Source organism: Microbulbifer sp. MCCC 1A16149, from assembly GCF_050368945.1.
Lineage (GTDB): Bacteria > Pseudomonadota > Gammaproteobacteria > Pseudomonadales > Cellvibrionaceae > Microbulbifer.
Map to the genome: position 1 here is coordinate 3,151,398 of NZ_CP185959.1, position 25,118 is coordinate 3,176,515.

19 protein-coding genes are annotated in these 25,118 nt (G+C 56.7%); 13 read left to right on the forward strand and 6 right to left on the reverse strand.

Going from position 1 to position 25,118, the window contains the following annotated elements:
* Positions 1–118: 118 nt before the first annotated feature.
* From ACONT6_RS13290 to ACONT6_RS13300, 3 genes are all read left to right on the forward strand, one after another.
* The gene (locus tag ACONT6_RS13290; protein ID WP_428818949.1) at positions 119–1,858 is read left to right on the forward strand and encodes a protein kinase domain-containing protein; all 1,740 of its coding nucleotides are present in this window, start codon (positions 119–121) and stop codon (positions 1,856–1,858) included.
* A 47-nt stretch (positions 1,859–1,905) separates the two neighbouring features.
* Positions 1,906–2,355: a cyanase gene (gene cynS / locus ACONT6_RS13295; RefSeq protein WP_181252334.1), complete on the forward strand. Its 450-nt coding sequence runs from the start codon at positions 1,906–1,908 to the stop codon at positions 2,353–2,355.
* 130 nt (positions 2,356–2,485) lie between these two features.
* Positions 2,486–3,376: an NAD-dependent protein deacetylase gene (locus ACONT6_RS13300; protein WP_428818950.1), complete on the forward strand. Its 891-nt coding sequence runs from the start codon at positions 2,486–2,488 to the stop codon at positions 3,374–3,376.
* Between the two features lie 202 nt (positions 3,377–3,578).
* Here the strand turns inward: ACONT6_RS13300 and yghU are convergent, their stop codons facing one another.
* On the reverse strand, positions 3,579–4,454 hold the full coding sequence (gene yghU / locus ACONT6_RS13305) for a glutathione-dependent disulfide-bond oxidoreductase (protein ID WP_428818951.1): 876 nt from the start codon (positions 4,452–4,454) through the stop codon (positions 3,579–3,581).
* A gap of 70 nt (positions 4,455–4,524) precedes the next feature.
* Positions 4,525–5,091: a transglutaminase-like domain-containing protein gene (locus tag ACONT6_RS13310; protein ID WP_428818952.1), complete on the reverse strand. Its 567-nt coding sequence runs from the start codon at positions 5,089–5,091 to the stop codon at positions 4,525–4,527.
* A gap of 414 nt (positions 5,092–5,505) precedes the next feature.
* On the opposite strand from ACONT6_RS13310, the gene rsxA reads away from it, so the two are divergent.
* From rsxA to ACONT6_RS13355, 9 genes are all read left to right on the forward strand, one after another.
* Positions 5,506–6,081 (forward strand): electron transport complex subunit RsxA, encoded by a 576-nt coding sequence (gene rsxA, locus ACONT6_RS13315; protein ID WP_010132630.1) that lies wholly within the window; start codon positions 5,506–5,508, stop codon positions 6,079–6,081.
* A gap of 12 nt (positions 6,082–6,093) precedes the next feature.
* On the forward strand, positions 6,094–6,702 hold the full coding sequence (rsxB, locus tag ACONT6_RS13320) for an electron transport complex subunit RsxB (protein ID WP_181252330.1): 609 nt from the start codon (positions 6,094–6,096) through the stop codon (positions 6,700–6,702).
* A complete protein-coding gene (gene rsxC / locus ACONT6_RS13325) occupies positions 6,699–8,909 on the forward strand; it encodes an electron transport complex subunit RsxC (protein WP_428818953.1) in 2,211 nt (736 codons plus the stop codon). The genes rsxB and rsxC overlap by 4 nt, the downstream gene beginning before the upstream one ends.
* A gap of 38 nt (positions 8,910–8,947) precedes the next feature.
* Positions 8,948–10,000, forward strand: coding sequence for an electron transport complex subunit RsxD (gene rsxD / locus ACONT6_RS13330; protein WP_428818954.1), 1,053 nt, complete (start codon positions 8,948–8,950; stop codon positions 9,998–10,000).
* The gene (gene rsxG / locus ACONT6_RS13335; protein WP_428818955.1) at positions 10,000–10,680 is read left to right on the forward strand and encodes an electron transport complex subunit RsxG; all 681 of its coding nucleotides are present in this window, start codon (positions 10,000–10,002) and stop codon (positions 10,678–10,680) included. Before rsxD ends, rsxG begins: the two co-directional genes overlap by 1 nt.
* Complete coding sequence (locus ACONT6_RS13340) at positions 10,680–11,393, forward strand: electron transport complex subunit E (protein WP_428818956.1); 714 nt, start codon at positions 10,680–10,682, stop codon at positions 11,391–11,393. Before rsxG ends, ACONT6_RS13340 begins: the two co-directional genes overlap by 1 nt.
* Before the next feature lie 460 nt (positions 11,394–11,853).
* Entirely contained in the window at positions 11,854–12,576 is a 723-nt protein-coding gene (locus ACONT6_RS13345) for a TetR/AcrR family transcriptional regulator (RefSeq protein WP_428818957.1), read from the forward strand.
* Between the two features lie 220 nt (positions 12,577–12,796).
* Complete coding sequence (locus tag ACONT6_RS13350) at positions 12,797–15,259, forward strand: transporter substrate-binding domain-containing protein (protein WP_428818958.1); 2,463 nt, start codon at positions 12,797–12,799, stop codon at positions 15,257–15,259.
* A 64-nt stretch (positions 15,260–15,323) separates the two neighbouring features.
* A complete protein-coding gene (locus tag ACONT6_RS13355) occupies positions 15,324–17,738 on the forward strand; it encodes a transporter substrate-binding domain-containing protein (RefSeq protein WP_428818959.1) in 2,415 nt (804 codons plus the stop codon).
* A 69-nt stretch (positions 17,739–17,807) separates the two neighbouring features.
* Here ACONT6_RS13355 and ACONT6_RS13360 read toward each other — a convergent pair whose 3' ends face one another.
* The 4 genes from ACONT6_RS13360 to ACONT6_RS13375 all read right to left on the reverse strand — a co-directional run bounded on the left by ACONT6_RS13360 (position 17,808) and on the right by ACONT6_RS13375 (position 22,975).
* Positions 17,808–18,941: an SO2930 family diheme c-type cytochrome gene (locus ACONT6_RS13360; protein ID WP_428818960.1), complete on the reverse strand. Its 1,134-nt coding sequence runs from the start codon at positions 18,939–18,941 to the stop codon at positions 17,808–17,810.
* Positions 18,934–20,253: a parallel beta-helix domain-containing protein gene (locus ACONT6_RS13365; protein ID WP_428818961.1), complete on the reverse strand. Its 1,320-nt coding sequence runs from the start codon at positions 20,251–20,253 to the stop codon at positions 18,934–18,936. Before ACONT6_RS13365 ends, ACONT6_RS13360 begins: the two co-directional genes overlap by 8 nt.
* Positions 20,254–20,826: 573 nt before the next feature.
* A complete protein-coding gene (locus ACONT6_RS13370; RefSeq protein ID WP_428818962.1) occupies positions 20,827–21,429 on the reverse strand; it encodes a Yip1 family protein in 603 nt (200 codons plus the stop codon).
* Positions 21,430–21,910: 481 nt separating this feature from the next.
* Positions 21,911–22,975, reverse strand: coding sequence for a branched-chain amino acid aminotransferase (locus ACONT6_RS13375; protein WP_428818963.1), 1,065 nt, complete (start codon positions 22,973–22,975; stop codon positions 21,911–21,913).
* Positions 22,976–23,799: 824 nt separating this feature from the next.
* Between ACONT6_RS13375 and ACONT6_RS13380 the strand changes: the two genes are divergently transcribed.
* Positions 23,800–25,095, forward strand: a complete 1,296-nt coding sequence (locus tag ACONT6_RS13380) for a hypothetical protein (protein ID WP_428818964.1) — start codon at positions 23,800–23,802, stop codon at positions 25,093–25,095.
* Positions 25,096–25,118: the final 23 nt, after the last annotated feature.

Below are 25,118 nucleotides of genomic sequence, written 5' to 3' on the forward strand. Positions count from 1 at the left end.
CCGTATCGCTGCCCCCTCGCGCGAAAACCCTGCGTGTTGCGCGAGGGGACCGATTCCCGGAAGCGTAATCAGCACTAGACCTTCCAGGTAGCGATCACTGCGGATTCCGAATAAATCTATGAACACAATTTCCCTTGCGGTCGGTCAACACTCCAGTGCCGGCGTAAAAGCCGAAAACCAGGACCGCTGTGGTGCGCGACTACCATCGGAGCCACAGCTGGGCCTCAAGGGTGCGGCTTTCGCCATCGCCGATGGGATCAGTAGCAGCAGTGTCAGTGGCATTGCCAGCGAGACAGCCGTCAAAAGCTTTCTCGACGACTACTACTGTACTTCCGACGGCTGGAGCGTGCAGATCGCCGCGCAACAGGTACTCATGGCCACCAATGCGTGGCTGTACCAACAAACCCGACAGAGTCCTTTTCGCTACGACAGGGACAAAGGCTACGTGTGCACCTTCAGCGCTGCCATCTTCAAAGGCGCTGAAGCGCACCTTTTCCACCTTGGCGACTCGCGGATCTACCGCTTTCGCCGGGGTTCTCTCGAACAGCTTACCCACGACCACCGCCAGTGGGTGGGCGAACAAAACAGTTACCTGAGCCGCGCCCTGGGCGCGGAACAGCAGGTGGATGTGGACTACCAGTGCCTGCCGCTGGAAACCGGTGACCTGTTCCTGTTCACCACCGACGGCGTGCACGAAGCGCTCTCCCACAAGGACCTGATCGAATATCTGGAACAACAGGACAGCTGCCTCGACAGCGCCGCGAAAACCCTGGTGGCTGCCGCACTGGCGAATGGCAGTGACGATAATCTCACCGTGCAACTGGTGCGCGTGGACACACTCCCGGAACCAAGGCCGGAGCTGATGGATCAGGCGGGCGCGCGGCCATTGCCTCCGCTACTGAAAGCCGGCGACCATTTTGACGGCTACACCATCGAGCGCGAGATCCACGCCAGCAGTCGCAGTCATGTCTACCTGGCCAGCGACCAGAACAGCGGCACACCGGTGATCCTGAAGACCCCATCCATCGATCTTTCCGATGATCCGGCCTACCTGCAACGGCTGTTGATGGAGGAGTGGATCGCGCGGCGGGTCAACAGTGCCCATGTGGTGCGAGCCGCAAGTAACCGTCGCCAGCGCAACTTCGTTTACACCGCAATGGAACTGGTGGAAGGCCAGACCCTGCGACAGTGGATGACGGACAATCCAAGCCCGAACCTGGAAACGGTACGCAAGATTGTCGAGCAGATCGCGTGCGGACTGCAGGCGCTGCACCGGGCGGAAATCCTGCACCAGGACCTACGCCCGGAAAACATCATGATCAGCAGCGCGGGTACCGTCACGCTGATCGATCTGGGCTCTGCCAGGGTAGCGGGGATTGCGGAAAGCTATGCAGACGGCGCCGCCGAAAATGGCCAGTTGATTCTCGGTACCGCGCTGTACAGTGCCCCGGAATATTTTCTCGGCGATATGGGCAGCCCGCGCTCGGATCTTTTTTCCCTGGCGGTACTCACCTATCACCTGCTCTCCGGGGAATTCCCCTACGGAACGCAAGTGCCCCGCTGCACCACGGTGGCTGCACAGCACCGCCTGCGCTATCGCAGCGTGCTGAGTGAAACCCGTGAGATTCCCACATGGATCGATGCCACGCTGAGAAAAGCGCTACAGCCGAACCCGTTGCGCCGGCACGAGGCGCTGTCGGAATTTGCCTATGAACTCCGCCACCCCAACCCGGAATATCTTAACGCCATCCGCCCACCGTTGATCGAGCGCTATCCGGTGCGCTTCTGGCAGTCGGTGAGCGGTGTTCTGCTACTGATAATTTTTTACCTGCTGAGCCTGATTTCCAGCACTACCTGAGCCAGCAACTTTCACCGACAACATCGATAACACACAGGAGTCTTTCCATGATCAGCAATCGCGAGCAAGTTACCGCCATGATTCTCTCCGCCAAGGTGCGCAAGGACCTGAAATGGGGACAGGTGGCCGACGCCGTGGGGCAGTCCAAAGAGTGGACCACGGCCGCCTGCCTCGGGCAGATGACCCTCACCAAACAGCAGGCTGCCATTGTGGGCGAACTGTTTGACCTCAGTGATGAAGCCATAGCCTGGCTGCAGATTGCCCCTTACAAGGGCTCGCTGCCCACAGCAGTCCCCACGGATCCGCTGATTTACCGTCTGTACGAGCTGGTCAACGTATACGGCACCACCATCAAGGAGCTGATTCACGAGGAGTTCGGTGATGGGATCATGAGCGCCATCGATTTCTCAATGGATATTCAGCGTGAGGAAGACCCCAAGGGAGACCGGGTGAATATGGTGATGTCGGGCAAGTTCCTGCCGTACAAGACCTACTGATTCGCGCGCTCTTCCTTTTCCCCGGCGGCGACAAACAGGCGCTGGCGACCCGCTCGTCAGCGTCACGCCCCTGCAACCTGTGTGTGTCAGACTCGATTACAATAGTGGTCCAGACCTGAGGCCCGTGTATATGAGTTTGCGTCCCCTTCCTTCCCCTATCACCGATGCGCCCCGTCAAAATGCCGGTGACGGTAGCTCTGTTGACGCTGCAGCCGCGCAACTGGCGACGTTTATCCAGCGCTACCCGCGACTGATGGTGCTCACCGGTGCGGGCGTCAGTACCGATTCCGGTATTCCGGATTACCGCGATCACAAAGGGGAATGGAAGCGCAAGCCACCGGTGGATCACCGGGATTTTATGGCCTGTGAGGCCACTCGCCAGCGCTACTGGGGACGCGCGTTGATCGGCTGGCCGCTGATCCGCAATTCACAGCCGAATCCGGCGCACTACCACCTCGCGGAGCTGGAGCGACGCGGGCATGTCGAGTTACTAGTAACGCAGAATGTGGATCGTCTGCACCAGCGGGCGGGCAGCCGCAATGTGGTGGACCTGCACGGCCGCGCGGATGAAATCCGCTGTATGGATTGTACATTTCGCGAGAACCGGCAGGCGGTGCACGAGCGCAGCTACGATCTGAACCCGGCATTCAGGCACTATACGGCGGAGTCTGCACCGGATGGAGACGCGGATCTGGAGGTGGACTTCAGCAGTTTTCAGGTGGCGGACTGCCCGGACTGTCGCGGCATTCTCAAGCCGGATGTGGTTTTTTTCGGGGACAATGTACCCAAGCTGCGTGTACAACAGGCACTTGATGCCCTGCAGAACAGTGATGCGTTGCTGGTAGTGGGCTCTTCCCTGATGGTGTATTCCGGTTTTCGTTTCTGTCGCTACGCGAAGGAATGGGGTAAGCCGATCGCAGCTCTGAACCTGGGGCGCACCCGGGCGGATGAATTACTCGAATTGAAATTGAGTGCGGGGATTGGAGAAACGTTGCAGTGCGCGCTGTCGCTACTTCTGTAACTTTTCTGAGACCCAGTTGACTCCGTAAGGTATCTATAGGGCGGACGAGCACAGGATGGCGTATTTCGAAATCGCTGTGAATACGTCCCTGTACGCTCCGGCGGTGCCATCCCTGGCACCGACGGTTTCGAAATACGCCATCCCGCACTCGCCCTTCGCATTGAGTTACCCGCTTTGTTTCAACACCCAATACGGGAAAAGCTTACTCTTCCTTTGATTCGCCAATCTTATCCTGCGTACGATTTTCAAAATCACTGGCATCGTGCCGCTCATGCAATTGCTCAGATGGATCACCCCAGGTGCGATTGACCATTTTTCCACGCTGCACGGCCGGCCGTTCGCCGATTTCTTTTACCCAGCGGTTGACGTTTTTGTAGGTGTGCGCCTCGAGAAACTCTGCGGCGTCGTAGGCTTCGTTGTTGATTACCGCTCCGTACCAGGGCCAGATGGCCATATCCGCGATGGTGTATTCCTTGCCCGCGATAAACGGGTGCTCTGCCAGTTGGCGGTCAAGAACATCCAGCTGGCGCTTCACCTCCATGGTGTAACGGTTGATCGGATATTCGTATTTTTCCGGGGCGTAGGCGTAAAAATGGCCGAAGCCGCCGCCGAGAAATGGAGCGGCACCCATCTGCCAGAACAGCCAGTTGAGGGTTTCCGTGCGCTGCTCTGGTGTGTGTGGCAGGAAGGCGCCGAATTTTTCTGCCAGGTACAGCAAGATGGAGCCGGATTCGAACACCCGGATCGGTGGTGTGGTGCTGTGATCGACCAGGGCGGGGATTTTGGAGTTGGGATTGATGTCGACAAATCCACTGCTGAACTGATCGCCCTCGGTGATACGAATCAGGTGAGCGTCGTACTCGGCACCCTCGTGTCCCAGCGCCAGCAGCTCTTCGAGCATGATGGTGGCTTTTACGCCGTTGGGTGTGGCCAGGGAGTAGAGTTGCATCGGGTGCTTGCCCACGGGCAGGGCCTTGTCGTGAGTGGCACCGGCGATGGGGCGGTTGATGTTTGCGAATTGCCCGCCGCTTTCGGAATCCCATTGCCACACTTTGGGCGGGGTATACACGTCCGACATACTGACTCCTGTCTCAATGAAAATTGGATCGACAATTTGGTCGACAAGAGTAACGCCCCGGGCCGGGATATCAAACGTCCGGCAGGTGCTCGATCACCCCGCGGTAAGTCTGCTGCTCCTGTAACACTGCCAGCACCTGTGGCAGGGGCTCGCTGTAGATGTCGAGCAGATCGCGCTCACCCTCGGCGGATGGGGTATAGGCGAGGCTCTCCTGGGGCGGGATGAATTCTGCGGTCACGCCGCGCTTGTTGCCGCGCGCATCCACCCGGAACCAGCCGTACGCCTCGAGATAGATCGCGTTCAGCCCGTGCAGGCCATACTTTCCCTGTGCTGCATCCAGCAAAAGCCGCTGGTAGCAGAGCCCGGCGGGAATGCCGTTGGCGCGCAGTAACGCCGCCAGCAGGTGGCTTTTGGCAAAACAGAAGCCGGTGCCCTCACGCAATACGTCGGAGGCGCGGCAGGTCACCGGGTTCAGCTCGAAGTCCCCGCTGTGGCGGATTTCATCGCGCACAAAGTTGAAACAGTTTCTGGCGGTACCGAAGCGGGCACCAGACAGGCAGGTGAGCTCGCTGGCGATATCCAGTATGTCTGGGTGCTCCCAGTCGATGATGGCGGAGGATTCCAGGAATTCTTTCATGGTCGATCTTTAATGGTCGGTCTTAAAAATTAAGAGTCGCCTACAGCAAAAGTGTCATGAACAGACGATTGAGGTCTTCACATAGGATCGGCAAAAGTTGCGAAATTCGGTTGGCACAGCCCATTGGAGTCCGGATAAGTCCACAGACATGGGGTATGGCAAGTTGAACGCCTATTTCCTCTCGCCCATAATACCGCCCCCTACTCTGGCAACAACAGTTTGCAAATTTGCAATCTTCGCGCCACCGCAGCGGAAATGCGCGCAAGGCAGTAAATTGAGCCGCACTTCGCCGCTCGGCTGCCGGCCTGATGTCCAAATTTTGTACAGACGCGGTACTGCCCGCCAACTATTGCCGCGATTATGCTGCGCGATCAAGCCCTGCGGGCGGGGTACTGCGGGCCGAATGGAATCTCTATGACCGAATTTACCGTCATTCTGCTCTCCACCATCCTGGTGAACAACTATGTGCTGGTACAGTTTCTCGGACTGTGCCCGTTTATGGGGGTCTCCAACAAGCTGGAAACGGCCATCGGCATGGCTGGTGCGACGACCTTCGTGCTCACCCTGGCCGCGATCTGCTCCTATCTGGTGAACACCTACCTGCTCGAACCTTTCGGCATGGAGTACCTGCGCACCATTTCCTTCATTCTGGTTATCGCTGTGGTGGTGCAGTTCGCGCGCATGTTCATCGAAAAGACCAGCCCGCTGCTGCACCGGGTGCTGGGGGTCTTTCTGCCGCTGATCACCACCAACTGCGCGGTGCTGGGCGTGGCGCTGCAGAACACCCTGAAAGCCAACAATTTCGTGCAGTCCACCCTGTACGGGTTCGGTGCCGCGGTGGGTTTTTCCCTGGTCCTGATCCTGTTTTCCGCCATGCGCGAACGCCTCGCGGTGGCGGATGTGCCCAAGCCATTCAAGGGGGCGGCCATCGGCATGATGACCGCGGGACTGATGTCGCTGGCCTTTATGGGCTTCAGCGGACTGGTATAAGGAGGAGCGACGATGGATTGGTTGTCTGAAGTATCCACGCCTCTGCTTATTCTCGGCGGCATGGCACTCGTATTTGGTGCGCTGCTGGGCTTTGCCGCGGTGCGTTTCCGGGTCGAGGGAGACCCGATCGTCGACCAGATCGACGCCATCCTGCCGCAGACCCAGTGCGGCCAGTGCGGCCACCCCGGCTGCCGACCCTACGCCGAGGCCATTGCCAATGGCGAGGCGATCAACAAATGCCCACCCGGTGGCCAAGCCACCATCAACGAACTGGCCAATCTGCTGGATGTAGAAGCGGTACCGCTGGATGCAGAGCACGGCGAGGAAGACGTCAAGAAAGTGGCGTTTATCCGCGAGGCGGAGTGTATCGGCTGCACCAAGTGCATCCAGGCCTGCCCGGTAGACGCCATTGTCGGTGCGGCCAAACAGATGCACACGGTCATCGTGGACGAATGCACCGGCTGCGACCTGTGCGTGGAGCCCTGCCCGGTGGACTGTATCGATATGGTGCCCGTGGAAACCTCCCTGCAGGAGTGGCACCCGAATAAACCCAGTGATGGAATCGATTTGATCGCCAGCGACCGCCCCGACCTGCACACCGATGACCGGAGTGCAGCATGAGCCAGTTAAAAGAACGCAACCAGCGCGAACCCAGCAGCCACCTTTCTGCCGATGAGCGCCGCGCCGCCCGTGAGGCCCACCTGATTGCCAGCGAAAAGGCGCGCGACCTGTCCCGTGAACTCAAGGTCAACGACTTCCACGGTGGAGTCCATCCGCCGGAGAACAAACACCAGTCCACCGGCGAACCCATCGGCAGTATTCCCCTGGCGGAAGATCTTATAGTCCCGCTTAACCAGCATATTGGCAGTACCGCCATTCCCCTGGTGAAGCTCGGCGACCAGGTACTGAAAGGACAGAAAATCGCCGAGGCCGACGGCCCGGTGAGCTGCCCGGTACACGCGCCCTCCTCGGGCAAAGTAGTGGCTATCGAACCCATGGCGGTGCCCCACCCGTCCGGCATGGTGGCAGACTGCATCCAGATCCGCACCGATGGCCGCGACGAATGGTGTGCGCTTACTCCGCTGGAAGACTACGCCAGTCGCGATATTGATGACGTGCTGGAGAAAATCCGCGACTGCGGTATCGCCGGCATGGGCGGCGCGGGCTTCCCCACTGCCGTCAAGCTGAACCCCCGCGGCGGCGCAACCATCGATACCCTGATCATCAATGGCACCGAATGCGAGCCCTATATCACCGCCGACGACATGCTGATGCGCGAGCGCGCCAGCGAAATCATTGGCGGTGTGGAAATACTTGCTCACCTGCTGGACCAACCAGAGCGCGTGCTGATCGGCATTGAAGACAACAAGCCGGAAGCCATCGCAGCGATGAAACAGGCTGCCGCCGGCACCCGCTTCCACGTGGTGGTCTTTCCAACCAAGTATCCTTCCGGGGGCGAGAAGCAGCTGATCCAGATTCTCACCGGGCGCGAGGTGCCCAACGAAGGGCTGCCCGCCCATGTGGGTGTCGTGTGCCAGAACGTTGGTACTGCGCGCGCGGTATTCCGCGCGATTGCGCTGGGAGAACCGCTGATCAGCCGGATCACCACCGTGGTGGGAGAATCCCTCGACCGTCAGCGCAATATCGAAGTTCCCCTGGGCACCCCCATCCGCCATGTGCTCGAGCAGCACGGCCTGGACCGCAAGCAACTACAGCGTATCGTGATCGGTGGCCCGATGATGGGATATACGATCGAGGACGACTGCGCGCCGGTAGTCAAAACCACTAACTGCATCCTCGCCCCCAGTAAACAGGAGCTGCCAGCGCCGCCACCGGCCCAGGCCTGTATCCGCTGCGGCCTATGTGCGGAGGTCTGCCCGGCGAGCCTGCTGCCCCAGCAGCTCTACTGGTATGCACGGGCGGAAGACCGTGAAAAGCTGCAGGCGTACAACCTGTTCGACTGTATCGAATGCGGTGCCTGCTCCTACGTATGTCCGTCCAGCATCCCTCTGGTGCAGTACTACCGCGCTGCCAAAGGCGACATCCGCGAGGCCCGCGCCGAGAAGGAGAAGGCGGATCGCGCACGCGAGCGCTTCGAGTACCGCAAGCTGCGTCTGGAAAAAGCGGAACAGGAAAAAGAGGCCAAGCGACTGGCGCGCAAGAAAGCTGCCGAAGAGGCGCGCAAAAAACGTGAGCAGGAAGCCGACAGCCCGGAAGCCAAAGTCGCCAAACAGGAATCGGACGTGGTGGCCGCGGCGCTGGCGCGGGTAAAAGCCAAACAGGCAGCCCCGGAGCAGGTACTGGCGCGCGCCCAGCGCTCCCTTACCAGTGCCGAGCACCGGGTGGAGCGCATGCAGAAGAAACTGGCAGAGGCCGAAGAGGCACAGAAGGCGCCCCTGGAAGCCCAGCTGAAAACGGCCGAGCTAAAGCTGAAGGAGGCCCGCGACAAACTGGCAGAAGCGGAAAAGCAGGTCGCTGACGCGCCCACGCAAGCCCGCCAGGAAAATTCGGAAAGCGCGCCAGAGAGTCCCGCGCAGCCCTCGATCACCGAGGACAAGCTCACCGTAGCGGGCACCTCCTCCAGCGCAGCCGGTGCGGCCATCGAAAAAGCCAAGGCCGCGGCCGCCGCCCGCGCCAGCATGACCCCGGAAGAAAAACTGGCGAACGAGATCGAGGCGCTGAAAAAACGGGTGGAGAAAGCCGAAGCGCGCCTCGCCAAGGCACGCAGTGAAGACGATCCGAATACCGGCGCCTTCGAAACCGCACTGGAGAAAATGCAGGGCAAGCTGCAGGAAAAACTGGCCGCCCAGCAGGGCTCCGGTAAATAACCTCGGAAAAGTACCCCGGGAGCGAATAGAGAAACCCAATGTCCCTGATGCGAGTTACATCCCCCCACGCCCACTCCGGCCAGAGTACCGCCAAGGTAATGCTGCAGGTGGCGGCGGCGACGATTCCCGGCGTGCTGGCGCTGGTGGTTTTCTTCGGTCCCGGCGTACTGTTCAATATCGCCCTGTGTACCGCTACGGCACTGCTCACCGAAGCGGCGGTGATGAAGCTGCGCGGGCGCCCGGTGGGCTTTTACCTGAAGGATTACAGCGCGCTGGTCACCGCGCTGCTGCTGGGCATCGCCCTGCCCCCTTACTGCCCCTGGTGGATTCCCGTAATCGGCAGTGTCAGCGCGATCCTGCTGGCCAAGCAGCTATACGGCGGTATGGGCTACAACCCGTTCAACCCGGCAATGGTGGGTTATGTGGTGCTGCTGATCAGTTTTCCCGTGGAAATGACCCGCTGGGTCGCACCCGCGGAACTCATCTACGGCACGCCGGGATTCGGGGAGACCTTTTCCCTGATTTTCGGCAACATGAGCGTGGACGGCTTTACCCGCGCCACACCACTGGAAATCGTGCGCCACAACCAGTCCACCATCCTCGCCCAACTGTATGAAATGGAACCCATGTTCAGCAAGGGCAACATTGCCGGGGTGGGCTGGGAGATGGCCAACTTCGGCTTCCTGCTCGGCGGCTTGTTCCTGCTGTTCCGCCGCCTGATTACCTGGCATGCTCCAGTGGCCATGCTCGCCACACTGGTGCTGCTGTCGGTGGTGTTCTACGACGGCGGCAGCTCCCTGAGTGAAGGCTCACCCCTGCTGCACCTGTTCTCCGGCGCCACCATGCTGGGCGCTTTCTTTATCGTCACCGACCCGGTGAGCGGCTGTACCAGCAACCGGGGGCGGCTGGTGTTCGGTGCCGGTGTGGGCCTACTGGTATTCGTTATCCGCGCCTGGGGGGCCTACCCCGACGCGGTGGCTTTTGCGGTGCTGCTGATGAACTTCGCCGCGCCCTTTATCGATAATTACACTCTGCCGCGTACCTACGGTCACAAGGCTGCGCGCAAGGCCACCGACCTGGAGGAACAGTAATGCTGAAACGCTCCATCGGTAGCAACGCGGCCATCCTGGCCCTGTTTGCGCTGGTTACCGCCGGCACCCTCGCAGTGACCCAGATCACCACCCGCGAGCCCATCGAGCGCGCTATCCGCGAAGCGGCTGCCAAGGCATTGCTGGAGATTATTCCCATCGAGCGCCACAGCAATGACCTGCTGGTGGACACCTACCCGATTCCAAAGCAGTACTGGGCTCTACTGGGACTGAAACAGGGCGGGAATATCAATCTGGCGCGCGAGGGCGACGGCACCATCGATGCGGTAATCATCCCCACCGTGGCACCGGACGGTTACTCCGGTCCCATTCGTATGCTGGTCGGGGTAAACCGCGACGGCACCATCGCCGGTGTGCGGGTCACCAACCACTCGGAGACACCCGGTCTTGGCGACAAGGTAGAAGTTAAAAAGAGCGACTGGATCCTGTCCTTCAACGGCAAATCTCTGGAAGATCCCGGCCGCGCTATGTGGAAGGTAGAAAAAGACGGCGGCGCTTTTGACCAGTTCACCGGTGCCACCATCACCCCGCGGGCAGTGGTTAACCAGGTACGCAAGGTGCTGGATTTTGTCGCCGAGCATCAGCAGGAAATTTTCAGCGCACCCGTGTCCAAACGCGCGGTTGAAGTTGACCCGGCGCAGTCCGAGCAGGAGAACAACTGATGGCAACCCCGAGCTACAGTGAAATCACCCACAACGGCCTGTGGAAAAACAACCCGGCACTGGTGCAGCTGCTGGGGCTCTGCCCGCTCCTTGCAGTCACCGGCTCGGTGGTGAATGCCATCGGTCTCGGCCTCGCCACGACCGCGGTACTGGCCTGCTCCAACCTGGCGGTGTCACTGGTGCGTCACCAGATGCCGGAAACCGTACGCCTGCCCGCATCGGTGATGATCATCGCCACTTTCGTTACCTGTGCCGAATTGCTGATGAAGGCGTTTACCTACGAGTTGTATCTGGTCTTGGGTATTTTTATTCCATTGATCGTGACCAACTGCGCGATCCTCGGCCGCGCCGATGCCTTTGCCAGTAAAAATCCGGTACTGCCATCTTTACTGGATGGCCTGATGATGGGGGCCGGTTTCAGCGCGGTATTGATTGTCATCGGTGCCGTGCGGGAAATTATCGGTCGCGGAACCCTGTTCAGCGATATGGATCTGCTGCTCGGCCCCATCGCCGCAAACTGGACCCTGCCAGTACTGGGACAGGATTACTCCGGCTTTCTGGTCGCGGTACTTCCCCCCGGCGCATTCCTGGTTGCCGGCTTGTTGATTGCAGCAAAAAATGCCATCGATGCAGGTATCGAGCGTCGCCGCCAGGCCGAAGTCAGTATCGTCAAGGGCAGCAAGCGGGTGCGCACTACAGGAAAAATTCAGTAGGCTTTATAAGGTTATTCGGGAAGTGAACATGACTTCCCGAATAACCGCGATATTTTCTTCTGTCGTTTGCGACCAATTGATGCTTTTCGACCAATTTGTTGTCGACCCCTAAATAAAACAGCTCCTTTCCCGAAGCATCCTTCAAGTCCAATCCCGTGTAAGCAAGTGTAATGGGATTTACTTCACAAACCTCAATTCTTACGTGGCCAAGGCGCACTACATCGCTAAAATAGCGCCGTCGTTCCGGAATGGCCGACCGGTCAAAACTATTCGTAGCAATGAGTCTGTGACATTCGTTAAACTAATTGCACAACGATAAAAAACGGGACCTTCCGAGAACTGAAAACCAGGCGTGGACAATGAAGTCCGCGTTCCAAATATCACGCTATTTTCATCCGGATTTTGTAGTACCTGATTCTCGATAGCTTCCGCTTACTACCGCACAGGAATTCTCGTCAAAATGACTTTAGACAATGGAAAGTCTGAACTGGTCTACCATGGGCGTAAAGCCCAGCGCGCCGACAGCCGTCAACGCCGCAAAGCCATTCTCGAAGCGACCCTGCGTCTGATCGTCAAAGAAGGTATCCGTGGTATCCGTCATCGTGCCGTGGCAAAAGAAGCCGCCGTACCACTGGCAGCAACCACTTATTACTTCAAAGATCTGAACGACCTGATCAGCGACGCTTTCACCTATTTCATAGAACAAAACATCGATGAGACTCGAGCGCTGCGCGAGGAGAGCTTCGAAGTCGCTCGTCAGCTGACCCCGGAACAACTCGCCGCTCCTGCGGGTCGCCGCCAGTTGATCCAACAGCTCACCCGTTTCGTGTTGATGCATATCCGCTCCCAGGCCAGCAACCGCGACCACCGGGTGATCGAGCTTGCGTTCAAGAACGAAGCGCTGCGCAACGAGCAACTCACCCGCGCCGTTCGTATGGCCAACCAGGCCACGGAAAACATGATCGTGGAATTCTTTGAGCTGCTGAAACTCACAGACCCGGTCGCAGCGGCGCAGATCTGTCACGGCACCATTCTCAATCTGGAATTCCAGGTACTGAGCGGCGCCGTCGCCATCGACTCCCCGCTGCTGGAGCGCGCGGTCATCCTGATGGTTAAGGGACTGATTCCCGCCACTGCAGACGCACCCGCCACGAGCCCTCTGCTCCAGCCACAGGGCACCTGATTACCTCAGGTATTTCCGGCGTAGCGTGCGTCCCGCACCTGCGCCGGATTAAGCACTTTCTTCCCATCCCCAATCACTCCCTTACATTTCGAGCTGCTCCGCTTCATTCCCCCGTACATATCCGCCCCGCGCCCACGTCACCTATTGCGCAGCAATAGCTAGACTTAATCACATAGCCACAATTGCAATTTAATCCGACGCCAACGGACTCCCAGATATCATGCAATTCCTCGCTCGTAGACCGAACCCGGTATCCGGACCAGTCGGAATACTGTTCACCGTATTAATCCTGCTGACCAGTGGTTGCGATCGGCATCAAAACCAGAATGCCGATGGTCCAAAGCAGACTAGCCAGCAAACCGAACAACTAACGGAATCTGGTCAGACCACCCCGGAAACCAAACAGACTGACAATGCGCCAGTCGGAACTGAAGACAGCAAGACACAGGACCCCGAAGCGCAGGACAGCGAGATTTCTCAACTTACAGACCCGAATAGCCACTCTCTGAGCCCGGAGCTCGCCGGTGAATACCCCATCGATCAAATCGAGAACTACACGGAAACAGGCGACCTGGATGCAATCCAGCAACACGGCAAACTGCGCATTCTGGTGAATATCGGTACCATCGCCTCGCTGCATCGCGCCGCGACCCGCCAGGATCTTGAAATTGACCAGGCGAGAAGAATGGCCGAACGCCTCGGTCTCGAACCTGTGGTCCTCTACGTTGACAACTTCGCTCAACTGATCGATTACCTGAATAAAGGCAAGGGAGACATCATTGCCAATGACCTGGTCATCACTGACGAGCGCAAAAAAATTATCGACTTCTCGATTCCGGTGGCGGATACAAATCTGGTCCTGGTTTCCCATAAAGACGTACCAGATATCGAAAAAAATACCGACCTGAAAGGCAAGGTACTCGCGGTAACCCGTGGCACTGTCTTCGAGGCCCGCGCGCACAGTTTTGCCAAACAGCACCCGGGCCTTGAGGTCAAGGTTGTGGACACCAACTACGTGGACCTGGCGGTAGAGGTTTCCCAAGAAGACATCGACTTCACCATCCTTGACGATGCGGCCCTAAGCCAGGTCATGCAATTTCTCAGCGATCTGAAGAAGAACATTATTTTCCCGGAACAGCGCCAGATCGCCTGGGCAATACGCAAGGACTCTCCCCAGTTCATGCAGGCCATTAATGACAAAATCCGCCATATCAAACTGACTCGCTCCACACAGCGTGCCACCGGCGACCTAAAGGAAATAAAGAAACGCGGTATCCTGCGCGCGGTGACGCGCAATAACCCTGGCAGTTACTTTATGTGGAAAGGCCGGGTGCTCGGTTACGAATTCGAACTGCTCGAAGACTTTGCCAAGTCACAAAAGCTTCGCCTTGAAGTCATCGTTACCCCCGACCACGCGTCCTTTATACAGATGCTACAGGACGGCAAGGCAGATATCGCAGCAAACCTGCTTGCCCCCACCCAGCGACGCAGAGACCAGGGAATGGCCTTCAGTGACGCGACGCATTCGGTCAAGGTCGGCGTGGTCTCCCGCAAAGAAGATGATATCAAGAACCTGCAGGATCTCTCCGGGCGCACGGTACACCTGCGCAAGGGAAGCAGTCATTTTGATCTGTTCCAGCGGATCCAGAAACGTGTTCCCGACGTCAAGCTGGAGCAGGTCCCGGAAACCATGGATATACAGGAGATCTTCGATCAGATAGCGCAGAAGAATTACGATCACACCTTTTCTGACGATATCACCGTAAACATGGAACGTGGCTGGCGCGACGACATACGCTTTGACCTCGACCTCGAAGACGATCACGATCACTCGTGGATGGTCCGAAAAGATAACCCGGAGTTGCTCAAGGCGATCAATACATTTATGGCCAGCAGCAAGACTGTAAAACGGCGCAAGCATCTATACACGCGATATTTCAATTCCCCCAAACCCATGCGACCGGAAATCACAAAGCTGACAGCAAAGGGCGAGATATCGCCTTTTGATGGCCTGGTACAGAAGTATTCTCAGGAATATGAATTCGACTGGCGCCTTATCGTCGCGCAGATGTTTCAGGAGAGTAGTTTCAACCCGAAAGCAAAATCCTGGGTGGGCGCCAGAGGGTTGATGCAGGTGATGCCGGATACCGGCAAACAGGTGGGAGTGAAAAACCTGTTTAACCCGGAAAACAGTGTGCGCGCCGGCATGAAATATCTCGAGTGGCTATACCGAAAGTTCGAGGACAAAGGTATCAGCCCGGAAAACATGATGTGGTTTACCCTGGCATCCTATAACGCAGGACTGGGCCATGTTTACGACGCACAGGATCTTGCGGAGGAAAAAGACTGGGACCGAAATGTTTGGTTCGGTAATGTCGAAAACGCAATGCTCCTACTATCGGAGAAAAAGTACTATCGCAAGGCGCGCTATGGCTACGCCCGCGGCAAGGAACCTTACGATTACGTACGCAAGATCGAGGCGCGCTATCGTACCTATGTCGCCCTGCTTGACGCCCATCAGCGGCAACAGGGGGATGATGTCACACTGGCATCCCTCCTCGTATTGTTACCTGTGGGTATCCCCCCCCGCCCACAGATACCCGGTATACATCCCGTGCGTGTTTACCCCAGCATGAGACGCAGAAAAATTTTGCGCCAACTTTCTAAGAAACCTGGCGATTGACGGCATCCCTGAACCTCCACGGCTAGACTGCTTAGGAATACATTGGATGTTTTACAGAAGTACCATGGATTTGCTTTCTAAACGCCGCTTGTACTACTGCCTGATTCTGCTGATGCTCCTGGCGATCTTGATCTCCGGCTGTCAGCGGGATTCCGCCACCAGCGATCCGCAGCCTGCAGATACCGCAAAAGCTGAAACCCAAGAAAACACAACAGAATCTCCCTCTCCTGAAAAAGAAGCTGGTCAGCCGGATAGCAAGGCAGTCCAAAAAGCCGCGGATCAGGCCGTCGACACCAGCGAAGAAGAGCCAGCTATGCGTCCGGCGACCAAGGACGATCTTCGCCCTGAAGCTAACTGGCCGCCGGAAACCAGTGGCGAATATCCCATCAATGCCTACCGCAACTACACGGAAAGTGGCGATCTCTCGCAGATTCGAAAACACGGAAAGCTGAGAATCCTAGTGGATATTTCCAATACCGATTCTCTCCACCGAGAGGCAACCCAGCAAGACATAGAGCTAAGTGAGGCCAAGCGCATGGCCGAACACATGGGTCTGGAACCTGTTGTGCTGTATGCGCACAACTTTGACCAACTGGTTCCCCTACTTGAGGCGGGCAAGGGAGACATCATCGCCAACAATATGGTGATTACTGATGCCCGCAAGCAGGAGGTCGACTTTTCCATCCCCACTGCGAACACCGAACTGGTGCTGGTTTCCCGGAACGACGTCAAGCCGGTCACCGAGTCGACGGACTATAAAGGTAAAACCCTGGAGGTGACCAAAGGTACCGCGTACGAAGCACTAGCACGGGAGTTTGTCAAAAAACATCCCGGCCTCAAACTCAAGGTGTCCGAAACAAATTATGTTGAACTGGTAATTAACATTTCTGAAGGGCATCTGGATTTCACCATTGTCGAAAACCAGGTATACAACCTGGTTTCGCAGTTCAAGGACAACCTTACCCAGAACCATGTATTTCCGGAGGAGCGCCAGATGGCCTGGGCGATGCGCAAAGACTCACCCGAGCTACTGGAAGCGGTAAACGATTTTGTTCGTCACAGCAAACTGACCCGAACCATCCATCGCTCTGTGGGAGATCTGGATGAGATTCGCGAACGCGGTTACATACGGGTACTGACCCGAAATCACCCCGGCACCTACTATATGTGGAAAGGCCGGATCATGGGCTATGAGTACGAACTTGCCCAGGCGTTTGCCAAAGAACACAAACTGCGCCTGGAAATCGTAGTTGCCCCCACCCATCAGGACCTGCTTACCATGATCCGCGATGGCAAGGCCGATATCGCAGCGAGCCTTCTTTCCGCGACCGAACGCAGGGACAACAGTGGTATGGACTTCGGCCGCGCCTACATGAAGGAGAAGGTAGTAGTCGTCGGTCGAGATGACGACAAGATCGACAGCCTGGAGGATTTGGCAGGGCGCACTATCTATGTGCGCAAGTCTGCCAACCATTACGATATCGCGATGGAGCTCAAACAACAGGTACCCGAGGTCAAGATTGAACTGGCGCCGGAGGAGCTAAATATCCAGCAGGTCCTGGACAAGGTAGCGGACAAGGAATACGACCTGGCCATCGCAGATGATGTTTCGGTAAAACTCGAACACAGCTGGCGGAAAAACATAGACGAACTCATTGACTTGCACGTGGATGACAATGTCTATGGATGGATGGTACGGGAAAACAATCCGGAGTTACTCAAAGCCATCAACAAATTCTTCGACAAGAAGAGCACCAAGAAAAAACTGGCAGTGCTGTACACCAAGTACTTTGACTCGCCGAAGAGAACCCGCCCCGAGATCAATGAACTCAATGCGGATGGCACCATTTCCCCATTCGATAAGTTCGTAAAAAAATACGCGGACGAATACGATTTTGATTGGCGGCTGGTGGTCGCGCAGATGTTCCAGGAGAGCACCTTTAATCCCAAAGCCAAATCCTGGGTGGGCGCACGGGGGCTTATGCAGGTGATGCCAGACACCGGCAAGCAGGTCGGGGAAAAAAACCTGTTCGATCCGGAGACCAGTGTGCGCGCCGGGCTCAAATACCTTGAATGGCTGCATCGCAAGTTCGAGGACAAGGGCATCAGCCCGGAGAACATGATGTGGTTTACCCTCGCCTCTTACAATGCCGGCTTGGGACATGTGTACGATGCGCAGGATCTGGCGGAGGAAAAAGGCTGGGATCGCAGGGTCTGGTTCGACAACGTCGACAAGGCGATGCTGCTACTGTCGGAAAAGAAATATTATGAGAAAGCGCGCTACGGTTATGCCCGGGGACAGGAGCCCTACGATTATGTGCGCAAGATTCAGGCGCGTTTCCGCACCTATGTCGCACTACTGGAAGACTACAAGCGCAGGAGCGACAGCGAAACCGGATACCTGCTGGATTACCTTTACCCGGAGTTCCTGAAAACCGCGCACCTAGGCTGGGATACATCGCTTCCGGGCAATACCTGACAGGCTACACCTGAATAGCCCTTAGGTTTAAGCGGCGGATGGTGATTGTCACCACCATCCGCCAACCCATCAGCTGCAGTTACCCGGCATCGAAGCAATCCAGGCTTTCAGCAGCTCGGTGCCTTCCTCATGAGTAAGGCTGCGGCCGAGCTCCGGCATCATCGCACCGGGATCGGTCGACTCGACACGAAAATTCAAAATCGACTCTTCCGGGCTACCCGGCACAATGGCAAACAGGCGATCACCTGAACCTGTGCCCGCAGCCACCGGTGGTTTACACACGCCGAGCCTGCGCAAGTCGTGTTCACCGCCGTGTAGCATCAGTCCCGATGTGTCCGCTGCACCACTGGGATTGTGGCAATGGCCACAGTTGATATCCAGATAGGAACGCGCGCGCTCGTCGAGGGACACACTCGTATCGTCATAGCTGACATTGTGCGGCACTTCCACCAGCTCCGGCAAACCACTCAGATAGCCAACCTGCTGCCAGTAGGCCAGCTGGTTTTCGCTGCCGCTTTCATACGCGTAAGACTTGTTCAGGTGACGGGCCCGCGGGCCAATGGGACGCACCGCTTTTTGTGTGTGGTTGTCTGCATGACAGCCGGCACACTGGTTTGAATCCGGTACCACGTAGGTGAATGCTTCACCAGAACCATCGTCACTGACCAGCTGCAGGCGTTTTGCCTCACCCGCGATTTCCAGTACTGCATCGGTCTGAGCATCATTCCAGACATAGGGAAGCGCCTGCCAACCATCCGCGCGCTTGACCAGCAGGCGTGTCTCGATCAGCTTTACCTTGCTCAGGTTCAGGCCGCTGCCGGCAAAGTCCTGAGCGTAGTCATCGGTGCGCCGTACAGAGCCGTCTTCGCCCAGCGGATAATAAAACGTCTTGCTGATTACGGTACCCACAGGGTAATTGAAGTCTTCCTCGCCGTACTCGGCACTGGTGCCGTCCGGCATCCATACCGTACGCAGCTTGTGGGCGTAATCCGTAAACAGCGCGGTATTCAGGTCGTAGGGGACGACGCCTTCATTCAACGAGAGCTCGCCGTTTAGTGCCTCGACCACATGCCACTGACTCAGGCTATCCGGTACCGCATTTCTTTCATGCAGGGTGACCGGTTCGCGGGATGTACCACAGCCCGCGAGGGTCAGGGCCACCGCGGCGGCCCCCAACCATTTGGACAACAACAGCTTACGCATCGACTACCTCATTGATTGCGTGTTGCTCTTCCTGAGGTTTTTCCTGTTCGCCATCGAAATCCAGCACGATCTGCGGCAGTTTTTTCAGGCTGCAATTGTGTGCAGCAATATCCGTCGAGATATTCTTGAAGTCGTTCTGGACATCGATGTTGATAATGCCAACTCCTTCGTTCTCGATACACAGCTTGAGCGCTTCAGGCAGTGCACCATCCACCATTTTCTTGCTGTCGACAGCACCGTCCCACAGAACATCGGGCAGGCTGCCGGTCAATCCGAACTTGGCGACCTTCAGTGCTTTCAGCTCCAGGTGATCCGGTGAGGAGCCGCCACCGGTGAAGGTGTTATCGTAGATGTAAATACCTTCCGGATAGGGGTCGAAGTTTTCCTGGGTGGATTTATCGCTGTAATAACCGGCTGCGAAATAGCTGCTGACGATTACATTGGCGGTATCGTTGTCCGAGATTTCGTTGTTGAAAATTTCCACGAAATCATTGGAGTTGATGACCACACCGGAGCCCGCTGGGACCGCTGCCACCGGGGTGCCTTCGTGACCAAAGTTCTCGGTGTTGTTCTGGTAAACCTTGTTGTGATACACCCGGGTGCTGTGGCCCGGTTGCGGCAGGTTCGGCATGTTGAATACCAGAATGCCGCCAGTGTTGTTGGTCGCCACGTTGTCGTATACGTCGGCACCGATGGTGTTTTCGATCTCAATGCCCGCCACGTTAAATTCCGCACGGTTGTTGCGCACGATCACATTGCGAGACTGCCCGACATAGATGCCCGCATCAGACGCGCCGATAGCAACGGTACCTTCCACCAGGGTGTTTTCCGTCTGTACCGGGTAAATCCCATAGGCGCCGTTTTCTGTGGCGGGGCCGTTGGTCCACTCCACTCGAATATCGCGGATGATGATGTTCTTGCCTTCGTTCACCTTCAGCGCGTCGCCGATCGTGTCTTCGATGGCGAGACCTTCAATGGTGAAATCGCTGGCGTTGACCAGCAGGCCTTCTGCGCCCTGAATCTGGTTTTTGAAAGACAGGATGGTCTTGTCCATACCCGCACCGCGGATGGTAACGCCATCGACATTCAGAGATAGGCTGCGATTCAGCTCATAGCGCCCTTCCGGAATTTCAATAACATCGCCGGATTGCGCCTGAATCAGCTGTTTGAGGAGTTGCTTTTGAAAATCTGCGCTGGCTGCTGCAGTTTCCGCGCTGGCACTGGCGTTGTTATTGTTTGAGGCATTGTCCTGGGAACAGGCGGCTGCCATCGCTGCAAGTAAAAATACACCCAGTTTGGCTGGTGTTTTCATGGAATCTCCCGATTTCCTTGGTCGTTTTTATCGCTGTTTTTAGTTATTCAACTTCGGCCCTAATCCCCTACCGCAGCAACCCGAGCTACGGCCAACACTGCCAGATAGGACTTGAAGAACGGCGTTGGATTCAGAGAAAAAGTGACCCAGAATCCCAAACCGTTTTTAATTGGTACGCTTGTACCAACTAAAAAGCGCAGAATACGTCGACTGGCTTTGGCTGGATAGTATCCAATGCCCCGCAGGGGAACAACGAAAAAAACGGTATTGTGTCTCGTATTAACCAGCCAATTGGTGACCAGCCAGTTCTATTTCCGACCGAGTCTCAGGGACTTTGACTTGCCGCGGTTCACCGTAATGAATACGCGGATAAAGAACACGAGGGCAAAAGGGGATAATTGCTAGAAGTACGACCGAGAGGAAAAGGACTGGAAAAATGGAAGGCCGAGTTGTATCGGAGCCCTGCCTGCCACCCTGTGAACTTTATCCACAGCGGGTGGCAGACGGAGGGATCCAAAGGCGCTAACTATTTACAATTTAGCTACTCATGATTCAGCTGCGCCATGCCGCTGATCAATGCTGGAATACCGGGGCGGCTACATAGCTCCAGAAAAGTACCGTTGCCACCATCACCACCACGGCCATCACCAGGCACACAGTAACCACTGCACTGGCGAACAGGAAACCACGCTCCTCATTCACATCCAGCACTATGGGAATCCCCACATACAACAGGTATACCGCGTAGGCCACTGCCAGGGTGGCAAGCAGAATATCCAGCCATAGGATCGGATAAAGACCGGCAGCGCCCGCAATAAAAATTGGCGTGGCAGTAAAGCTCGCAATCACAATACCCTTCATCGGGTGCGTCTTGGCGCCGTAGGTTTTTGCCATCCAGTGAATAAAGTAACCGACAGCGACCACCGCCAGAATCATGGTGACGTAGAACACGGCAACCAGTGAAAGCGCGCTGTTACTGGTCAGGGTGCGCACTTGACCGCCACTGCCAATATTCCAGCCAATTTCTGTCGTCCCGAAGTACCAGCAGAGCGCGGGCAACAAGGCCAGGACAACGACGTAAGGGATCTGACGGTTGAATCCTTTTTCAGACAAACCGGCAATTTCATGCCACTGCCTGCGCGGTTGTACCATCAGGCCGTAGAGGTGATTCAGCATTCCCATTCTCCTCACTCGCGAGGAACCGCACGGCTTGTGACCGTGGGGGAGAGCCTTCTAAGGAGCCACAGACGTAACCCGACTCCTATGTCTCAAATTGATCTGGATACTACTTGTCAAAGTGAGGGATACCGCCAAAGGCTTTTCCCAAAAGTTCCAGTTTCTTATTGTTGACACTGCCGGTAACAAGCCGTCAGCGTATTGCTCGCGCAGGGCGCGAACTCCAGCCGAGAAATCTACCGTGCCGCCTACACCACAGCGATAGCAGTATTTTTCAGGGCACTCTAACGTTGTAACACCCCGGTCATTCAAGTCAACGCAAGGGTGGTAATTTACGCAAAAAAAATGCGGCCGTTTCCACAGGAAACAACCGCATTTCTGCGAGTGCTACTAATGCACTCGAACGTCGGAAATTGACGCATCTAGACTCTGTAAGGAAATATAAGCCGTCAGGCTTTTTTCCCTCCGGGAGAAACTCGCGTCAGTACCCCGCCACCTGCACCATTTGCATCCAGCCAAAGCGATCCTCTGCCCTGCCCTCCTGAATATCCAGTAACGCACCGCGCAGCTGCTCGGCGACCGGCCCAGGAGACTTGCTCAGGCGGTAACGCTTGTCGCCGTCTCCCAGCTCACTGATCGGGCTGACAATGGCTGCGGTGCCGCAAGCAAAGGCCTCGCTACAGGTTCCGGATGCCACAAGCGCCAACAGGTCATCGATGTCCATTTCCCGCTCGTGTACCTCTAGCCCCATGTCCCGGGCCAGGGTCAGCATGGAATCCCGGGTAACCCCTTCGAGAATGGAGCCATTCAACGCCGGGGTATGCAGGCTGCCATCCATCACCGCAAAGAAATTCATCCCGGACAGCTCGTCAATGGAGTGACGGTTTCCGGGATTGAGCCACAGCGACTGGTCGTATCCCCGCTCCTTGAGACGGGCAATACTGAGCAGTGACGCGGCATAGTTGCCGCCCACCTTGGCATCACCGGTGCCGCCCACGGCAGCGCGGCTGTCTTCACGCTCTACCCACAGGCGCATACTGCCCGCATGGTAGGCCTCGGAGGGGCTGGCAATCACGTAAAACTCGTAATCCCGGCTGGCAGTGACCGAGAGATCCGGCTGGGTGCCCATCAGGAAGGGACGGATATACAGGGACTCGCCGCTATTGCCGGGGATCAGGGTTGCACAGTGTGCCGCCACGGTACGAACCGCGTCCAAAAACAGGGATTCGGGTACCGGAGGCATGCACAGGCGGCGCGCAGAGTGCGCCATGCGCTGGGCATTGCGCTCGGGGCGAAACAGACCGACTCCACTGCCACAGCGGTACGCCTTGAGGCCCTCGAAGCAGGATTGGGCGTAATGCAGCACCTTGGCCGCCGGATCCAGGGCCAGGGGACCATAGGGGACCAGCTCGCCGTCGCTCCAGCGTCCGTCCTGGTAGCGGGCACGGAACATCACCGGGGCCATGACGGTGCCGAAGCCAAGGCGCTCCGGCATTTCAAATCCCCGCAGGCTGGCGATGGCTTCTGGTTGTATTGTTATGCTCACAAAGCGCTCCCACTGAAATTGCACAGTTACGGTCAACCCGACGGATTATGGCTCTATCCGCCGCACTTTCCAAATATGGCAACCAATATACCGATAGATTGCGCAATAAATAAGTCTATTTAACACCACTATTAGGACGAAAATCTCTTCGACGAACTATTCCTCTTGGCAAACCGGCCGTAGTGCGTCACCGGAGAAGATCAGTACCCTAGTCGGGAGACAGGAAGCCTCAACCGACAAGCTAGCCCTCCCCCAGCGGCACAGGAGTCCGCAGCCGACAGAATTTTTCTCACGGCGAAATTTTTGGCACCCGCTTTTGTGAGAATCCCCCCCCACCTCAGCCCCTGCTGCCAGACTCAAGAAACCCCTGAACAGGTCGTCTCTGCGCCTATCTACGCCACTGGGCACACAACGTCGTCACCGGTAAAAATCTTTTGTCGTATCAGCAAACAGCGCCGACAAGACAGTACAAATCGCCGCTGGCGCGCCACCCCACCCGGGGAAGCAAAGGACGAAAATTCGTTGGCTATACTCAAAATACATGGACGGTGAACAGCAAATGCAAGGGAAACCAATGCCATTTTTCGGCTTGAGAAGTTTCCTCATCGCCAGAGTCCAGTGTCGATATCGACAGCACACCGGGTAACCGGCAGGAAAGTAGACGAACCACACGTCAGGGAGAGAAGTCCCGTGTAACCGGGGTTGCGGTGGCCGCAAATGCGTCTGCCAATCACCACCGTTTGATCGCGGGTTTCGAGCTCGGCGGCGCCTGTTCAACAGTCGCCGGTGAGTCAGGCACAACATGGAATGGAAGTGGTTCTACCGTGACACAGACAGATACCAGCAACACTATTGCTATCGGCTTGATGTTTACAGCCTCAGCTCTGCTGTGTGGCTCTGTTGCGGCGGAGGAAATCTCCGCACTCGACAATGCCAAGGCTCCTCCAGCGGCTTATATAGAAGCGGCCTCAAAACCACTGGAAAAACCCAAACGACAGCTGCGCCCATCAAAAGCTGCGGATGATTACCGCCAGCGTATCGAGGAAATGGAAGCAGAGTACGGAGCCTACGGCGCCGGGCTGGATGAGCAACTGATGGGGCTCGGCTCCGCACTGCAACGCAGTGGCGCACACGAGCTGGCGATTTCAGAATTCCGTCGCGCAATGCTGATAAATCGCGTAAACGAAGGGCTTTACTCCCTCAACCAGGTACCGATGATCGAGCGCATGATCGAAAGCCAGATAGCGCTCAACCAGTGGGAAGAGGCCAATGACAACCACGAATATCTTTTCTGGCTGCACGCAAAAAATTACGGGGAAAAAGACCCGCGCATGCTGCCGATTATCAATCAACTGAGCAACTGGCACCTGCAGGCCTATATCGACGAAAAAGGAGCCACCCTGTTCGAGCATCTGATCAATGCCACCAACCTCTATGCGTTGGCGGTAGACATCATTTCTCAGAACTTCGGCGCCAACGACCTGCGATTGGTGGAGGCGCTGCGCGGCCTCAAGGCGACTAACTATTACCTCGCCACTTATTCTGGCGAACCCCAGGAAGCCATTGTGGTTAACACCAGTTTCGGCGGCGGCAATATGGACCAGCAGCGCCGCGCGCAACTCGACCACTACCGCATCAACAGTTTCAGTTCGGGTAAAACCGCGATCACCAAGATCATGGATGTTTACCAGAAAAACCCGAGTTCACCACCGGCCGCGTCTGCGAAAGCGAAAGTGGAACTGGGTGACTGGTACATGATGTTCAACAAGTGGCACTCCGCGCGCGAAACCTACGGTGAGGCCTACCAGGCACTATGGGACAACGGCGCTACCAATCAGGAGATCGATGAGATCTTCGGTCGTCCTGCAGCACTACCGACTCTGCCGCTGTTGGATGAAGATCGCGAAGCACTGGCAAATAGCTATGTGACGGTTTCCTACGACGTCACCGCATTCGGCAAGGCGCGCAATATACAGATACTGAGTGCGCAGCCGGAAAACAAGGTAAGCATTCGTTCACGGGTCCGCAACGTACTCAAAAAAGCGAAGTTCCGGCCGCGGTTTGAGAATGGAGAACCGGTGGAAACTACCGGTATCGTCCAGAGATTTGTATTCGACTGAAGAGAATTTGAAGGAAAGAGGAA

Bases quoted from the DNA above. Each gene is read 5' to 3' on its own strand.
- yghU (WP_428818951.1), bottom strand. From the start codon at position 4,454: ATGTCGGACGTGTATACCCCGCCCAAAGTGTGGCAATGGGATTCCGAA.
- rsxC (WP_428818953.1), top strand. From the start codon at position 6,699: ATGAGCCAGTTAAAAGAACGCAACCAGCGCGAACCCAGCAGCCACCTT.
- ACONT6_RS13340 (WP_428818956.1), top strand. From the start codon at position 10,680: ATGGCAACCCCGAGCTACAGTGAAATCACCCACAACGGCCTGTGGAAA.
- rsxD (WP_428818954.1), top strand. From the start codon at position 8,948: ATGTCCCTGATGCGAGTTACATCCCCCCACGCCCACTCCGGCCAGAGT.
- ACONT6_RS13345 (WP_428818957.1), top strand. From the start codon at position 11,854: ATGACTTTAGACAATGGAAAGTCTGAACTGGTCTACCATGGGCGTAAA.
- rsxB (WP_181252330.1), top strand. From the start codon at position 6,094: ATGGATTGGTTGTCTGAAGTATCCACGCCTCTGCTTATTCTCGGCGGC.
- ACONT6_RS13370 (WP_428818962.1), bottom strand. From the start codon at position 21,429: ATGCTGAATCACCTCTACGGCCTGATGGTACAACCGCGCAGGCAGTGG.
- ACONT6_RS13300 (WP_428818950.1), top strand. From the start codon at position 2,486: ATGAGTTTGCGTCCCCTTCCTTCCCCTATCACCGATGCGCCCCGTCAA.
- ACONT6_RS13365 (WP_428818961.1), bottom strand. From the start codon at position 20,253: ATGAAAACACCAGCCAAACTGGGTGTATTTTTACTTGCAGCGATGGCA.
- ACONT6_RS13290 (WP_428818949.1), top strand. From the start codon at position 119: ATGAACACAATTTCCCTTGCGGTCGGTCAACACTCCAGTGCCGGCGTA.
- ACONT6_RS13355 (WP_428818959.1), top strand. From the start codon at position 15,324: ATGGATTTGCTTTCTAAACGCCGCTTGTACTACTGCCTGATTCTGCTG.
- ACONT6_RS13350 (WP_428818958.1), top strand. From the start codon at position 12,797: ATGCAATTCCTCGCTCGTAGACCGAACCCGGTATCCGGACCAGTCGGA.
- rsxG (WP_428818955.1), top strand. From the start codon at position 10,000: ATGCTGAAACGCTCCATCGGTAGCAACGCGGCCATCCTGGCCCTGTTT.
- rsxA (WP_010132630.1), top strand. From the start codon at position 5,506: ATGACCGAATTTACCGTCATTCTGCTCTCCACCATCCTGGTGAACAAC.
- ACONT6_RS13360 (WP_428818960.1), bottom strand. From the start codon at position 18,941: ATGCGTAAGCTGTTGTTGTCCAAATGGTTGGGGGCCGCCGCGGTGGCC.
- ACONT6_RS13310 (WP_428818952.1), bottom strand. From the start codon at position 5,091: ATGAAAGAATTCCTGGAATCCTCCGCCATCATCGACTGGGAGCACCCA.
- cynS (WP_181252334.1), top strand. From the start codon at position 1,906: ATGATCAGCAATCGCGAGCAAGTTACCGCCATGATTCTCTCCGCCAAG.